At 42.5% G+C, this 1,223-nt stretch carries 1 protein-coding gene; it reads left to right on the top strand.

Translation table 11 applies throughout. The features are described from left to right. Nucleotides 1-55: 55 nt before the first annotated feature. The gene (locus tag AC27KT_RS19730; RefSeq protein WP_487132777.1) at nt 56-1,216 is read left to right on the top strand and encodes an IS30 family transposase; all 1,161 of its coding nucleotides are present in this window, start codon (nt 56-58) and stop codon (nt 1,214-1,216) included. The last annotated feature ends 7 nt before the right edge of the window (nt 1,217-1,223 follow it).

The following is a 1,223-nucleotide window of genomic DNA, read 5'->3' as shown; positions in this document are numbered from 1 at the left end:
TCTTGAGTTCAATTGGTGAGTGCAACGCTATCCTTATTAAAGGAGGAATGTTGCCATGAAACAAAGAAAACGTATCTATTACTCACCAGAACAGAAAGCGCTTATTTGGGACAGATACAAGCGGGGTGATTCGCTGCATGATATCGCTAGAATGTTTGATCGCTTTCACTCTTCTATTATGCCAACCATTTATCAAACTGGTGGGTATCGGCCACCAGAACGAAAAAGACATCCACAGTCTCTCTCGCTTTATGAAAGAGAAGAAATATCACGATGCTTAGTCGGTAAACAATCCATTCGAGAAATTGCCAGACGTTTATCTAGAGCGCCATCTACTATTAGCCGTGAAGTAAAAAGAAATGGTGGGTTGAAGCACTACCGTGCCGTAAGAGCTGAACAACGAGCATGGGACGAAGCATTGAGACCTAAGCCATGTAAGTTAATTGACTCCCCAGAGTTATGTAAACTGATAGCCGTTAAGCTTAAAAGGGCATGGTCACCACAACAAATTGCAGGTTGGTTAAAGCGACAATACCCCGATAATCAGGAAATGTACGTGTCTCACGAAACCATCTATAAAACACTCTTCATTCAGACGCGAGGCGCTCTAAAGAAAGAACTGCAAAAGTGTTTGCGTTCAAAAAGAGTGGTTCGCAAGTCGCGTCAATCTTCACTGAAAAGGTTAGGTCTAGGAAAAATTCCTGACGCCGTTTCTATAAGTGAGCGACCTGCATCAGTTGAAGATAGAGCGATACCTGGTCACTGGGAAGGCGACCTAATATGTGGTTCTAACAACAGTTACATAGCGACACTGGTAGAAAGGCACTCTCGATTCGTAATGCTGGCAAAAGTGGATGATAGTAAAACGTCGACCGTGATTGCTGCTCTTATCAAGCACGCTCAAAAGCTACCTAAGGAACTATATAAATCTCTAACTTGGGACAGGGGGAGAGAAATTAAAGACCACAAACAATTCACTCTAGCCACTGATATAAAAGTCTATCTTTGTGATCCTTACTCACCGTGGCAACGTGGTTCCAATGAAAACACCAATCGATTACTACGGCAGTATTTTCCAAAAAGTACCGACTTATCAGTACACAGCCAACAAAAACTTAGCAGTGTAGCGAGACAACTTAACGAAAGGCCAAGAAAAACGTTAGACTATGAAACACCAGCAGAGAAATTTAACCGATGTGTTGCGCCCATTGATTGAACTCAAG

The sequence above is a fragment of the Alteromonas sp. 5NW40-0090 genome (genome assembly GCF_057552975.1).
The sequence above is the reverse complement of the archived record's forward strand: the minus strand, read 5'-3'. Positions and strand labels throughout refer to the sequence as shown.